The sequence below is a fragment of the Micromonospora sp. NPDC005163 genome (genome assembly GCF_053599835.1).
Window position 1 is genome coordinate 18,936 of the sequence record NZ_JBSFYP010000074.1, and the last position, 12,524, is coordinate 31,459.

A 12,524-nucleotide genomic window follows, 5' to 3' on the forward strand; every position below is an offset into this window, starting at 1 on the left:
GCACTCCCGTTCGCGTGAGGGGTGGAATTTTTGCGAACCAGGGGCCGGCCTTGAAGGATTTCTACCAGAGATAGACGAGCATGACTAGATGCCGGGTGGAGGCGGTCGCCCGCCTCCACCCGGCGACCCACGTCAGCTCGCCTGCAGCGTCACGTCGTCGATCACGAAGCTGGTCTGCAACGAAGAGTCCTCGGTGCCGGTGAACCTCAGCGTCACCGTCTGCCCGGCGTACGCGGCGACGTTGAAGGTGCGCTGGACGTAGCCCGCGGCGGCGTTGAGATTCGAGTACGTCGCCAGCGTGGTCGAGCCCACCTGCACGGTGAGCCTGTCGTACGCCGTGGAACCGGTGGTCTCCGCGGTGTCGATGTGCAGCCAGAACGACAGCGTGTAGCTGGCGCAGCCGGCCGGCACGGTCACCGACTGGGTCAGGGTGTCGGTGTGGGTGCTGCCGTACCCGTCGAGCCACGCCTTGTACGACCCGGTCCGCGCCGGCTGACCGCTGGAGCTGGTGATCACACCGGAGGACGCGGTCCACGGCGTGCTGCCGCTCTCGAAGCCACCGTTGCCGATCACCTGGCCGCCCGCGCAGCCTCCGGTGCCGGTCACCGTGAGCGTGAGGCTGGCGCTGCGGGTGACCGAGCCGGTGCCGGTGACCGTGATGGTGAAGGTGCCGGTCGCCGCGCTGGCCGACGCGGTCAGCGTCATCGTGGCCGAGCCCCCCAAGGTCACCGAGGACGGGCTGAAGGAGACGCTCACCCCACTGGGCGCACCGGAGGCCGAGAGGCTGACCGACTGCGCCGAGCCGGCGGTGGTGGCGGTGACAACCGTGGCGGTGGTGCTGGCACCCCGTGCGACCGAGCGCGCGGTGGGGTTGACGGCCACGGAGAAGTCGTTGGTCGGGGTGCCACCGCCCACGGCGAGCTGCCACAGCGCGTACGCGACGCCGTCCGCGGCCCGGTTCAGCACCGTGGCGCTGACGTTGGCGGTGGTGTCGCAGGCCCGGTGGTAGCAAGGGTCGTAGGCGGAGTTGGCGGTGCCGCCCCACTTGGCCGCCTGCGCGCTGGTCTTGCGGGCGCTGGCGCCCGCGGCGTAGCCGGAGGTGGGGATGCCGGCCTGCTGGAAGTAGTAGTCGTCGGAGCGGCCCTGACCCTCGACGTTCTCCTCCGGTTGCAGGCCCAACGAGTCCCAGTACGCCTTCAGCGGCGCCGCCGTGGTGGAGGTGACCCGGTTGATGAAGTAGCCACCGTTGGTCGAGCCGACCATGTCGAAGTTGTAGTAGCCCTTGATGTAGCCACGCTGGGTGGCGTTGAGCGAGTTGACGTAGAAGCGGGAGCCGTTGAGCCCCTGCTCCTCGTCGGTCCACCAGGCGAACCGGACCCGCTTGGTCATGGTCGGGCTCTGCGCCGCCAGCACCAGCGCGTTCTCCAGCAGGGTCGCCGAACCCGTGGCGTTGTCGTTGATGCCCGGCCCGGCCGAGACGCCGTCGAGGTGGGCGCCGAACATGACCACCTGGTCGGCCGGACCGCCCGGCCACTCCGCGATCAGGTTGTTCGAGGGGTACGTGCAGCTTGAGCAGTACTGCTCGCTGACCGTGTAGCCGGCCGACTGGAGCCTGGTCTTGACGTAGGTGAGCGAGGCGGTGTAGCCGGCCGAGCCGGCCCGTCGGTTGCCGCCGTTGCTGCTGGCGATGGAGTTGAACTGGGTCAGGTGCGCCTGGACGTTGCTGACGGAGATGTCCGGCGCCGCCAGGACGGCGGCGGGTGCGGCGATCGGCCGGGCCACTGCCGTTCCGACGATGGGTGACGCGGTCACCGGCTGGGCGGCCAGCGTCACCGTCATCCCGGTGAACACGGCGAGCGCGATGCCCGCGCTCAGCGTTCTGCCTCTCATGGGGGCTCCTCGGGGGTTGGAGAGATAACCGAGACACTTACAGATATCAATGTCTTGGGCATCGGTCGTTCGTCCGGAACGCCCACCGGTTCGGTGGCCACCGCCGCACCGCCGAGCGAGCCGCCCAAACCACCACGATGGGGACGAGACGGTTCGTTTCGCCGCCGCCGCTCCGGACGCCGAGCGCACGTCGACCCGGGCGGCCGGATCAGCGGGTGCCGGCGTCGGCACAGGTGAGTGAAGGTGTCAGGATGGGTAGGTAACGCCAGCAGGGGTCATCGGGCCCGGAACGGGGGCTTGCGATGGGGCCGGGTCGAGCGTGATACGACCCAGCACGGACCTGTTCACCGACGGCGGTGACACCGGCCGGTTGATGGCGGAGCTGGACTGGACCGCCAGCCCGCTCGGCCCGGTGACCGGCTGGCCGCAGAGCCTGCGAGCCGCCGTACGGATGGTGCTCAGCTCCCGCTACCCCATGCTGCTGCTGTGGGGTGACCGCTTCTCCCAGCTCTACAACGACGCCTACTCCGCGCTGATCGGTGACAAGCACCCGGGCGCGCTCGGCGATGACGTGCGGGTGACCCTCGCCGAAGGCTGGGACGTGCTCGGCCCGCTGATCCAGCAGGCCATGGCGACCGGGGTGGCCAGCTGGGTGCCCGCCCTGCGACTGCTGCTGGAGCGGGCCGGCTACCGCGAGGAGGCGTACTTCAGCGTCTCGCACGCCCCGGCCCGCGACGACGAGGGCCGCACCGTCGGCGTACTGACCGTGTGCAGCGAGGTCACCCAGCAGGTGGTCGGCGAACGGCGGCTACGACTGCTGCGTGACCTGGCGGTACGCGGCGACGGACGCACCGTCGACGTGGACGCCACCGGCGCGCGGCTGATCGACGCGATCGAGGCCCACCCACTGGACGTGCCGTTCGCCGCGATCTACCTGCGCGACGGCACCCTGCTGCGCCGGGTCGCCTGGGCCGGCGGCGCCCCGGGTGACGCCACCGTGGCGAGGGCGCTGCCGGAGGTCACCGAGCTGACTGACCCGAGCACGGGCGCCCGCGCCTGGGGTCTGCCGGCCGCCGCCGAGGGCCGACCGACCGAGGTGACCGGCGTCGGCGATCGGCTGCCACTGCCGGCCGGCCCGTGGAAGGACCCGGTCGACACCGCGCTGGCGCTGCCGCTGCCCTCGGCCGCCGAGGCCCAGCCGCTCGGCGTCCTGCTGGTCGGGGTCAGCCCCAGCCGGGGGCTGGACGAGGCGTACCGCTCCTTCTACCACCTACTGACCCGGCAGGTCTCGGTGGCGCTGCGCAACGCGCGGGCGTACGAGGAGCAGCGACGCCGGGCCGAGGCGCTGGCCGAACTGGACCGGGTGAAGACCGGCTTCTTCACCAACGTCAGCCACGAGTTCCGCACCCCCCTCACCCTCATGCTCGGTCCGTTGGCCGACGCGCTCACCGACGCCACCGCGCCACTGGCACCGGTGCAGCGAGAGCGGGTGGAGACCGCCTGGCGCAACGCCACCCGCCTGCTGACCCTGGTCAACAGCCTGCTCACCTTCTCCAGCCTGGAGGCCGGACAGGCCCGCAGCGATGCCCACCCGGTCGATCTCGCCACCCTCACCGCCGAGCTGGCCGGCGTCTTCCGGGCCGCCATCGAGCGGGCCGGGCTGACCCTGGAGGTCGACTGCCCGCCGCTGCCCCGGCCGGTCACGGTGGACCCGGTCAACTGGGAACGCATCGTCACCAACCTGCTGTCCAACGCCCTGAAGTACACGTTCATCGGCCGGATCCGGGTCGCCCTGGAGGCCGACGGCGAGGAGGTGCGGCTCACCGTCACGGACACCGGCATCGGCATCGCCGAGCAGGAAGTGCCGAAGCTCTTCGAACGCTTCCACCGGGTGCGCAGCGCCCTCTCGCGCAGTCACGAGGGCACCGGCATCGGCCTGGCCCTGGTGCACGAGCTGGCCCGCCTCGAGGGTGGCGAGGTCCGGGTGACCAGCCGGGTCGGCGTCGGCAGCACCTTCACCGTCGCGCTGCCGTGGACGTCGGCGCGCCCCGCCGTGCCGACCGGATCACCGCCCACCGGGCGGGGCGACGCGGCCCGTGCCGCCGTCCAGGAGGCGGTGACCTGGCTGGCCGACCCGGGCGATGGCGTCTCGGAGCCCGTTCCGGCGTCCGGCTCCACCGGGGACGAGCTGACCGGGGCCCGGATCCTGGTGGTTGACGACAACAGCGACATGCGGGCGTACCTGAGCCGGCTGCTCACCGGGCAGGGCTGGCGGGTGCGGACCGTCACCGACGGTCGGCAGGCCCTCGACGCGGTCCACCGCGACCCACCGGACCTGGTCCTCACCGACGTGATGATGCCGGTGCTGGACGGCTTCGAGCTGGTCCGCCGGCTGCGCGCGGACCCGGCGACCCGGGCGTTGCCGGTGCTGGTGCTCTCCGCCCGCGCCGGAGGGGACGCCAGCGTGGCGGGCCTGAGCCTGGGCGCCGACGACTACCTGGTGAAGCCGTTCGCCGCAGCCGAGCTGATCGCGCGGATCCGGGCCGTCATCCGCCGGTCCCGCGCCAGCGCGGCGCCCCGGCCCGACGCGGCGCCGGCCTGGTCCGACGACATCCCACCGGCATTCGACGCCAATCCGGCGGCGGCGCGACCTGCCCCGGCCACCACCGTCGCGCCGATTCCGACGGCCGTGGAGCCGGCCGCGGACCCGCCGGGCCACCCGGCCGACACTCCCACCCGGAGCGCCATCGCGGAAGCGGTCGGCGACGCCCTCGACATCGGATGGACGTACCCCTCCGCGCCCGCGTCGGCGGCGGCGATGCGCCGCGACGTCCGGCTGGCGCTGAGCGGCCTGGACGTCGACCCGGACGTGCAGGAGGACCTGCTGCTCGCCGCGTCCGAGGCGGTGAACAACGCCGTCGAGCACGCCCAGCGACCCAGCCGTCCGGAGGTGCGGGTCCGGCTCCAGGCTGGCGGCGGCCTGGTCCGGATCTCGGTACGCGACTTCGGCACCTGGCGGGACCGCCGGCCGGCGATGGACCGGGGACGGGGCGCGCTGCTGATGAACGCCTACGGCGACGTGCGGCTGGTCTCCACCAGCGAGGGGACGACGGTGACCATCGAGGGTCGGCTGGCCTGAGCCGTCGGCCGTCCGCGCGACGGCCGGCGCGTCACAGCCGACGGTTGCCGGCGTCGCGGGCGATGATGCCGTCCAGCCGATCCCCCGGCACCAGCTCGGCCGGGTCGAACCAGAAGATCACCACCTGCTTGTCGGCGCTCCACCGGGCCAGCCGGGCGGCGACCTGACGGCCGTCCACAGTGCCGGTGATCCGGTGCGCCGGGCCGACGAAGTAGCCGAACGTGGGCACCGGCGCCGCGGCTCCCCCGCTGTCGTAGCCGATCTGGTGGAACCCGGGGCTGCGGTCCGCCCCCTCGACGTCGTTGACCAGCAGATCCGTGGTCAATGTGCCGTCCGGGGCGCGGCGGCCGGCGGCCAGCCCGATCTTCACCCGGGGCTGACTGGGCACCGCCACCGGCACGACGTAGTACACCCGCTGGTCGCCGCCGTGCCGGATCCCGCTGTCGACGACCTGGCCCAGTGGCGAGGGCGGCGGCTCCGCACGGCCGATCGTGGTCGCCGCCGTGGGTCCGGGCGTACCTGGCGTCGGGGAGACGCCGACCGGCGGCGTGGGGGCGACGGCGACCTGCGACGGACGATCGACCGTACGCGGATCGCCCGGTAGCGCGCCGACCACCACCGCGACGACGGCGGCGACCAGCCCGATCGCCAGCGTCGTCGCCCCGGCTCCGGCGACCCGGCGGCGACTCCGCAACCGCCGCCCGTCGCGCATGACGGCCGCCAGGTCGAGGGTGGCCTCGGGTCGCTCGGTGGCCCGCATGGCGTGGCGGAGCCGGTCCAGCTCGCTCATCGGCACGCCTCCTGACTGTCGACCGCGCTCGGTCCGGTGGCGCGCAGCTTCTCCAGCGCCCGTGAACTGGTGCTCTTGACCGTGCCCACCGAGATGGCGAGTTCCCGGGCCACCTGCGCCTCCGGGAGGTCGAAGTAGTAGCGCAGCACGACGATGGCCCGCTCGCGAGGGCTGAGCGCGCCGAGGATCGCGGTCAACCAGCGCCGGGTGGCCACCTCGTCGGCCACGTCGGCCCGCCGTTGCTCCGGGACCTCCTCGGTCGGATACTCCCGGATCGGGCGCCTCCATCCGTCCACCAGGTGGTTGACCAGGATGCGGCGGGCGTAGCCGTAGGCGTCGTCGTCGCGGATCCGGGACCAGAACGCGTAGGTGCGGGCCAGCGCGGTCTGCGCGGCATCCTCGGCCGCGTGATGATCCCCGGTCAGCAGGAACGCGGCGTGGACCAGCCGCGCGGACGCGGCCCGCGCGAACTCGACGAACTCCGCGTCACCCCGCGCCACGCCGAACCCTCCCCCGTGCCACACAGTTACGGACGGGCGAGGACCGCGAAAGGTTGAGTCTCCCTGAGATCAACTTTTTGGCGAGGTCACCCGTCTCCTCCCCTGCGGCGCCGCGGACCGGCGCGCGAGGGGAGAGACATGTCGACGAAGGCTACCCGTCGAGGCCAGGCCGCCTCCGCGACCTTGCTGCTGGTGGTGGCGCTGCTCACCGGCTGCGGCCTGCCGGCGGCCGGGCAGCCCGCCACCGGCCCGCCCACGACCGGGCCGGAACGCGTCGGGCAACCCGCGGCGGGGCGCGCCACGACCGGTCGACCGGCGGGAGCCGCCGGTGTCACGCCCTCCCCGGCCGCCCCGATCAGCTACCCCGCGACCGGCGGCGACCGCTGGTCGACGGCCGCCGCCGAGAAGTCGTCCGGGCACGGCGACAGCGGGCGGCTGCTGCGGTACCGGGTCTCCGTGGAGCGCGACATCCGCGGCCTGCCGGTGGCCGACGTCGCCGCGGCGGTCTCCGCGACACTCAACGACCCGCGCGGGTGGACGGCCGGCGGCACCTGGCGGCTGCGCAGGGTGGGCGCCGGCACACCGGCCGACTTCACCATCTACCTGGCGACCCCCGGCACCCGTGACGAACTGTGCCAGGACGTTCCGGACGGCTACACCTCGTGCCGCAACGGCCAGCGGGTGGTCCTGAACGTGGCCCGCTGGGTCAAGGCGGTGCCGGGATACGGCGCCGGCCTGGCCACGTACCGGCATTACATGGTCAACCATGAGGTCGGGCACCGGCTCGGCCTGGGTCACGAGCGGTGCCCGGGGCGGGGCCGGCCGGCGCCGGTGATGCAGCAGCAGACGCTGGGCCTGCACGGGTGCACCGCGAACGCCTGGCCGTACCCGGACGGGGTTCGCTACCGCGGGCCGATCGGGGCGTACCACGACGAGATCCCACCGCGCGAGGGCGCTCGGCCGGCTCGCTGAGGCCGGCGGCCGGACGCCACTCGTCAGGACCGGTGGCGACGCTCCTGTTCGAGCCGCTCGTCCAGCCGGCCCAGCTCGTAGATGGCATTGAGGTTGGTCGGAAGTCGGCTGACATTGCCCGGCGTCGGGCCGGGATCCGGCGCAGGGGTCGGCGCCGGCGCGGGGGCACCGGCAGCGCTGGCGGCGCGGGCCGCCCTGCGAGGACCCAGGAGCAGCAACGCCAGCAGCGCGAGGGCACCGGCGACCAGCAGGTAGTACGCCGGCAGCAGCGGCCAGCCGCCCCGGTCCGGGGCCGCGAGCGTCGGCGGGGCGACCGGATCGCCACCGTTCGGCAGCGGCACGGCCGCCTCACGGGGGGCCCGACCGCCGGCCGTGCGGTCGGGCGCGGCGGGCGCCGCCGGTTGCCGGGGACCGGTCGACGATCCGGCGGGCGTGGGGGTCGGTGCCGGCAGCATCGGCGCAGGCGTCACCGGGGCCGACGGCCCGGCGAACGGCGGCGAAGTCTGGCTCGGGGTCGCGGCCGGGGTCGGGTCCGGGTTCGGGGAAACACTCGGGGTGCCACCGCCACCGAGCAGATCGTCGACGATCTGGCCGACGCCGCCGAGCAGGCCGCCGACCGGGCCCGAGGGGGCCGACGGCGACGGCGCGGGCGACAGTGCGAGGGTCAGCACGAGTGCGACGACGGCAGACATGAGACCACCTCGGATGGGACGATGTGCCAGGCACGCTACCCCAGCGAGCGACGCCTGGGCGACCCGGCTGCGCGAGGCGGGCACGCGTGTCCGCGTGCCCGCCACGGGTGTCCGAAGTGATCAGACGGGCAGACCACCGACCTGGGTGGAGATCCAGGACCGGATGGACGGCAGATCGACGTAGATCGACGGGCCGGTGGCGCAGGTGGAGTTGTTGTTGCCGGCCCGGCTTGTCGCGCCGATCAGGTTCCACAACCCGTTGACTCGGCGCACCTGCGGGCCACCCGAGTCGCCGTAGCAGGCGCCGGCGGTGCCGTTGGTGTTGTTGGTGCAGATCTCGTACGGGCCGTTGATGCCGGAGCACCGGCTGTCGGCCACGATGGACGTGTCCAGCTCGTTGGCCACCGCGGGGGCCGAGCCGCAGCCCGGGCGGGGGCAGGTCTGGCCCCAGCCGATGATCCGCGTGGCGGTGCCGACCGCGCCGGAGGTCGTCGGAATCGGGGCCGGGGCGTAGCTGACCGAACTGGCCAGTTGCAGCAGCTTGACGTCGACGCTCGGGTGGTTGACCGCGCGGGTCACCCGGACCACGGTGCCGCCGCTGGTGCGGTTGACGCTGCCCACCCGGACCGAGGACGGCGTGGAGCAGTGCTTGGCGGTGACCGCCCAGTTGGCCTTGATCAGCGTGCCGGTGCAGCCGGAGACGTACACCATGAACGGGTAGTTCTCGGAGGCCGGCCGGCCGCCGACCACCGTCGGCCCGATGTCCCCGGCGCCGTCCCAGGTGTACGTGGCGCCGGTGACCGGCGCGGCGAGCGTGCCGGCGAACAGCGAGGTCACCCGGGACGCCTCGGCCGAGCTGGGGTTCGCGTTGCGGCAGGAGACCGGGGCGCTGCTGCCGGACATCAGGTCGGAGCAGAGGCCGGTGCGCCGGTCGGGCAGGCCCAGGATGTGGCCGAGCTCGTGGGCGGCGATCCGGTTGCGGTCGTAGCCCTGGTTGACGGCCGTGCGGCCCATCCAGATGCGGCCCGAGCCGAGCCCGGTCGGTTGCGCCCGGGGCCAGCCGTCGTCGACGTAGATGGTGATGCTGGCCGGGGTGCCGGGTTGCAGCCGGACGGTGCTGACCCGGCTGTTCCAGATCTGCGCCGCCTGGTCGAAGTTGGTGCGGAACCCGCCGGTCCGGCTCGCGTCGTAGTAGACGGTCCGTACGGCGGCGGCCGGAGCGCCGGTGGCGAGCTGCACCCCGGCCGCCGCCAGCACGGCCACCAGTACGGCCTGCGCCGCACGCAGCACTTGTCGTCGGAACATCACGCACTCCCCTGCGGTCGTCCGGCGACCACCGGCCGCCGGTCATCGATGTAGGTGAATGTTAATGTGACGGCGGTCGAGGACCGGCATAGCGGAACCGTCATACCGGCGACCGTGCCAACGCCCTCGGCGAAGGGGGCCGGAAGCGTCCACGGCACCCCCGTCGACCGCCGTTACGCGGCTGTTACGCCACGGCGAAGTGGCCGTGCCGGGGCGGGACGACCGTCGCGGCAGAGGGTCACCGGCAACGCCGCCGCGGCGTGGCCCCGAGCATCGGACGGAGGCACCACGATGAGGATCAGAAGCGCACTGACGGCGCTGGCGGTCGTACTCGCCGGGCTGGTCGCCAGCGCGGGCAACGGCGCCGCGGCCGGCACCACCACGGCGACGACCATGGCCCCGTACTGCGGTATCACCTGGGGCAGCGCGGAGAAGTCGGCCGGCGCCCTGAGCACCGCCCCGCTGGTCGACGTGCGGACCGGTCGGCACGACTGCTACGACCGGGTGGTATTCGAGTTCGCCGGGTCGGTGGACGGGTACGCGGTCGGCTACGGCGAGACGTGGACTGAGGGCGAGGGGTTGGCGCTGTCGCCGTACACCGCCGGGGGCGCGCTGCTGCGGGTCTCCCTGCGGGCCCCCGCGTACGACGACTCCCGCCTGGGCACCGTTCCGTACCGGGTCGGTGAGCACGCCGCGAACCTGCTGCGTTACCAGACGCTGCGCGACGTCGTCTTCGGCGGCAGCTTCGAGGGCTACACCACCTTCGCGGTCGGCGTGCGGGCCCGGCTGCCGTTCCGCACGTTCGTGCTGGCCGGCCCCGGCGGGCACAGCCGGATCGTCCTCGACGTAGCCCACCAGTGGTGACCGAAGGAAGGGCCCCTCTTTATCGCCTGGCGATAAGAAGGGGCCCTTCCTTCCGGGTCCGGGCGGGCCACCGACACCGACCGTTTCGCCAGGGCTGCGCACCGTCGCGGCGGGTCTACCCTCAGGTCATGGAGGGCCGCCTGCTGGTGGTCGAGGACGATGCCTCCATCCGGGAGGTCACCGCCCTCGGTCTGCGCCGCGCCGGCTTCCGGGTCGACACCGCCGCCGACGGGCGGCAGGCCCTGGCGGCGTGGCGGGCCCGTCCGGTCGATCTGATCGTGCTCGACGTCATGCTGCCCGGCCTGGACGGCCTGGAGGTCTGCCGGGAGATCCGGCGCAGCAGCCAGGTGCCGATCCTGATGCTGACCGCGCGCACCGACACGCTCGACGTGGTGGTCGGGCTGGAGTGCGGAGCGGACGATTACCTGCGCAAGCCGTTCGACCTGCCCGAACTGGTGGCCCGGGTTCGCTCGGTGTTGCGCCGGGCGAGCGCGCCGGTCACGTCGAGCACCATCGAGGTCGGCGGCCTGGAGATCGACCCGGGTAGCTTCGTGGTCCGCCGGGACGGCCGGGAGGTGGCGCTGACCGCCACCGAGTTTCGCCTGCTGCTGGAGCTGGCCCGCCGACCCGGGCAGGTCTTCACCCGGGAGCTGCTGCTGGACCTGGTCTGGAACCACAGCTTTCTGGGCGACTCGCGGCTGGTCGACGTGGCGGTGCAACGGCTGCGCGCCAAGGTCGAGGACGACCCGGCGCACCCTCGGCTGGTACGCACCGTACGCGGCGCCGGCTACAAGCTGTCCACGGGCTGACAGGAGGTCGGCGATGGCCGGACGCGCAGTGCCCCCGGGCCGCCTGCGGCGACGGCTGACGATCGCGTTCGTGCTGGTCGCCGGGGTTTCCGCCGGACTGCTCGCCGGGGGCACCGGGCTGCTGCTGCGGCAGTCCTGGTTGGACGCCTCACTGCACCAGGCCGCCGCCGACGCCCGCTACCAACTCGTCCTCGCCGGACAGTTCCTGCCGTTGACCGACCAGCGCAGCACCGAGCTGCTCACCAGTTTCGAGGGCAGCGGCCGGCACGTGGTGCTCGTCGACGGTCCGGCCCGCCCCTCGCACCCGTCGTACGCCCCGACGCTCGGCTCCCAACTGCGGGCCACGGTCGCGGACGGGCAGCTCGGCTACCAGCGGTCCGCGCCGGCGGAGCGCCCACGGCTGCTGGTGGTCGGCGGCCGTATCCCCGGCTCGACCGCCGAGCTGTACGTGATCACCGTCGAGGACGACATCGCCGCCGACCTGGGCCAGCTGCGCACCGCGCTGCTGGCCGGCTGGGTGCTGGTGGTGCTGCTCGCCGCCGGGGTGGGACACCTGCTGGCCCGCCGCACGCTGGAGCCGGTGGGCCGGGCCAGCCGGGCCGCCCGGGCGCTCACCGAGGGCCTGCTCGCCACCCGACTGCCGGTACGCGGGCGGGACGAGTTCAGCGTCTGGGCGGCGTCGTTCAACGAGATGGCCGAGGCGCTGGAGTCGAAGATCGCGGCGCTCTCCGCGGCGCAGGCGCGGGAGCGGCGGTTCACCGCCGACGTCGCGCACGAGCTGCGTACCCCGGTCACCGCCCTGGTGGCCGCGGCCTCGTTACTGCGCGAGCACCTGGACCAGCTGCCCGGCGACGCCCGACCGGCCGCGCGGCTGCTGGTCGGTGACGTGGTCCGGCTTCGCCGGCTGGTCGAGGACCTGATGGAAATCTCCCGGCTGGACGCCGGCCGGGAGCGGCTCAGCGTCGAGCCGGTCGACGCGCCAACACTCCTGCGCGGGATCGTCGCGGCGCGCGGCTGGTCGGAGCGGGTGCTGGTCACCGGTGAACCGCTCGCGCTGCGCACCGACCCGCGCCGGCTGGAACGGGTGCTGGCCAACCTGGTCGCGAACGCGGTCGAGCACGGCGGCGGCGAGATCCGGGCCACCGTGACCGGGGACGGCCCGGTGGTCGTCTTCGAGGTCACCGACCAGGGGCCGGGCATCCCGCCCGAACACCTGCCGCGCCTGTTCGACCGGTTCCACAAGGTCGACCCGTCCCGTTCGGCGCCGGGCAGCGGGCTCGGGCTCGCCATCGCCCGGGAACACGCCGCCCTGCTCGGTGGGGTGCTGACCGCGCACAGCGAGCCGGGCGCGGGCAGCCGGTTCCGCTTGGAGCTGCCCGCCCCCGGCCCCGCCCAGCCGCACGACGGCACGCCGCGCCCGGTCGAACATCCCGACGACCGCGCCCCGGCACGGCCGCCCGGAGGCGGGCGCACGGCCCGCACAGCGCCGTCGGGTGGTGCGGGGTGAGCCCGCGCGGTGCGGCCCGGCTGGCCGCGCCGGTGCTCATCGCCGCGCTGCTCGTC

The 12,524-nt window shown here is 73.7% G+C and carries 10 protein-coding genes and 1 pseudogene; 5 read left to right on the forward strand and 6 right to left on the reverse strand.

Annotated elements, in window-relative coordinates:
- Positions 1 to 132 precede the first annotated feature (132 nt).
- Positions 133 to 1,890, reverse strand: a complete 1,758-nt coding sequence (locus ACWD6N_RS32080) for a M28 family peptidase (protein WP_450005842.1) — start codon at positions 1,888 to 1,890, stop codon at positions 133 to 135.
- A 319-nt stretch (positions 1,891 to 2,209) separates the two neighbouring features.
- Here ACWD6N_RS32080 and ACWD6N_RS32085 point away from each other — a divergent pair, with 319 nt between their 5' ends.
- Positions 2,210 to 5,029: an ATP-binding protein gene (locus ACWD6N_RS32085; protein WP_450005844.1), complete on the forward strand. Its 2,820-nt coding sequence runs from the start codon at positions 2,210 to 2,212 to the stop codon at positions 5,027 to 5,029.
- Between the two features lie 31 nt (positions 5,030 to 5,060).
- On the opposite strand, the gene ACWD6N_RS32090 is transcribed toward ACWD6N_RS32085, so the two are convergent.
- The gene (locus tag ACWD6N_RS32090) at positions 5,061 to 5,819 is read right to left on the reverse strand and encodes a hypothetical protein (protein ID WP_354966641.1); all 759 of its coding nucleotides are present in this window, start codon (positions 5,817 to 5,819) and stop codon (positions 5,061 to 5,063) included.
- Positions 5,816 to 6,319, reverse strand: a complete 504-nt coding sequence (locus tag ACWD6N_RS32095; protein WP_387327851.1) for a SigE family RNA polymerase sigma factor — start codon at positions 6,317 to 6,319, stop codon at positions 5,816 to 5,818. Before ACWD6N_RS32095 ends, ACWD6N_RS32090 begins: the two co-directional genes overlap by 4 nt.
- A 138-nt stretch (positions 6,320 to 6,457) precedes the next feature.
- Here ACWD6N_RS32095 and ACWD6N_RS32100 point away from each other — a divergent pair, with 138 nt between their 5' ends.
- Positions 6,458 to 7,291 carry a DUF3152 domain-containing protein gene (locus ACWD6N_RS32100; protein WP_387327848.1) on the forward strand — a complete coding sequence of 278 codons (834 nt, stop codon included), beginning with the start codon at positions 6,458 to 6,460 and terminating at the stop codon, positions 7,289 to 7,291.
- A 23-nt stretch (positions 7,292 to 7,314) separates the two neighbouring features.
- Here the strand turns inward: ACWD6N_RS32100 and ACWD6N_RS32105 are convergent, their stop codons facing one another.
- The 3 genes and pseudogenes from ACWD6N_RS32105 to ACWD6N_RS32115 all read right to left on the reverse strand — a co-directional run.
- The gene (locus ACWD6N_RS32105; protein ID WP_387327846.1) at positions 7,315 to 7,983 is read right to left on the reverse strand and encodes a RodZ family helix-turn-helix domain-containing protein; all 669 of its coding nucleotides are present in this window, start codon (positions 7,981 to 7,983) and stop codon (positions 7,315 to 7,317) included.
- Between the two features lie 120 nt (positions 7,984 to 8,103).
- Entirely contained in the window at positions 8,104 to 8,820 is a 717-nt protein-coding gene (locus ACWD6N_RS32110; RefSeq protein WP_450005847.1) for a S1 family peptidase, read from the reverse strand.
- Positions 8,815 to 9,288: pseudogene (locus ACWD6N_RS32115) on the reverse strand (snapalysin family zinc-dependent metalloprotease); the annotation flags it as partial. The gene ACWD6N_RS32110 and the pseudogene ACWD6N_RS32115, both read right to left, overlap by 6 nt.
- 291 nt (positions 9,289 to 9,579) lie before the next feature.
- Here ACWD6N_RS32115 and ACWD6N_RS32120 point away from each other — a divergent pair.
- The 3 genes from ACWD6N_RS32120 to ACWD6N_RS32130 all read left to right on the forward strand — a co-directional run bounded on the left by ACWD6N_RS32120 (position 9,580) and on the right by ACWD6N_RS32130 (position 12,468).
- The gene (locus tag ACWD6N_RS32120) at positions 9,580 to 10,152 is read left to right on the forward strand and encodes an AMIN-like domain-containing (lipo)protein (protein WP_354966646.1); all 573 of its coding nucleotides are present in this window, start codon (positions 9,580 to 9,582) and stop codon (positions 10,150 to 10,152) included.
- Between the two features lie 128 nt (positions 10,153 to 10,280).
- Positions 10,281 to 10,961, forward strand: coding sequence for a response regulator transcription factor (locus ACWD6N_RS32125; RefSeq protein WP_354966647.1), 681 nt, complete (start codon positions 10,281 to 10,283; stop codon positions 10,959 to 10,961).
- 13 nt (positions 10,962 to 10,974) lie between these two features.
- Positions 10,975 to 12,468, forward strand: coding sequence for an ATP-binding protein (locus ACWD6N_RS32130; RefSeq protein ID WP_387327840.1), 1,494 nt, complete (start codon positions 10,975 to 10,977; stop codon positions 12,466 to 12,468).
- Positions 12,469 to 12,524: the final 56 nt, after the last annotated feature.

Excerpts from the sequence above, each read along its gene's own strand:
- ACWD6N_RS32080 (WP_450005842.1), bottom strand. The coding sequence starts at position 1,890 with ATGAGAGGCAGAACGCTGAGCGCGGGCATCGCGCTCGCCGTGTTCACC.
- ACWD6N_RS32105 (WP_387327846.1), bottom strand. The coding sequence starts at position 7,983 with ATGTCTGCCGTCGTCGCACTCGTGCTGACCCTCGCACTGTCGCCCGCG.
- ACWD6N_RS32125 (WP_354966647.1), top strand. The coding sequence starts at position 10,281 with ATGGAGGGCCGCCTGCTGGTGGTCGAGGACGATGCCTCCATCCGGGAG.
- ACWD6N_RS32120 (WP_354966646.1), top strand. The coding sequence starts at position 9,580 with ATGAGGATCAGAAGCGCACTGACGGCGCTGGCGGTCGTACTCGCCGGG.
- ACWD6N_RS32100 (WP_387327848.1), top strand. The coding sequence starts at position 6,458 with ATGTCGACGAAGGCTACCCGTCGAGGCCAGGCCGCCTCCGCGACCTTG.
- ACWD6N_RS32130 (WP_387327840.1), top strand. The coding sequence starts at position 10,975 with ATGGCCGGACGCGCAGTGCCCCCGGGCCGCCTGCGGCGACGGCTGACG.
- ACWD6N_RS32090 (WP_354966641.1), bottom strand. The coding sequence starts at position 5,819 with ATGAGCGAGCTGGACCGGCTCCGCCACGCCATGCGGGCCACCGAGCGA.